1 protein-coding gene is annotated in these 407 nt (G+C 62.4%); it reads left to right on the forward strand.

Annotated features, from left to right (window positions below; translation table 11 throughout):
• Positions 1–58: 58 nt before the first annotated feature.
• On the forward strand, positions 59–407 hold a 349-nt coding region (locus AC5RWQ_RS30670; protein WP_494286076.1), incomplete at its 3' end, for a glycine--tRNA ligase subunit beta.

Raw genomic sequence — 407 nt, forward strand, 5'->3', positions numbered from 1 at the left:
GGTGACAGGGCGCGGGCGACTTGCTATTGCCGCCGCAGCTTTCCCGTTGAGACCGACCATGCCCGATCTGCTTCTTGAACTTCGCAGCGAAGAGATTCCCGCCCGCATGCAGCGCAAGGCTGCGGGTGACCTGAAGAAGATGCTGACCGACGGTCTGGTCGAGGCGGGTCTTACCTATGAGGCGGCGCGCGAGTATTGGACGCCCCGTCGTCTGACGCTTGACATTCGTGGCTTGACCGCACGCTCCAAGGATGTGCGCGAGGAGATCAAGGGCCCGTCGACCAACGCACCGGAACAGGCGATCCAGGGTTTTCTGCGCAAGGCCGGACTCGCTTCGATCGCTGACGCGCACGTCCATGCCGATCCCAAGAAGGGCGATTTCTACGTCGCCCATATCTCCAAGCCTG

Source organism: Micromonospora sp. BS32, from assembly GCF_059089345.1.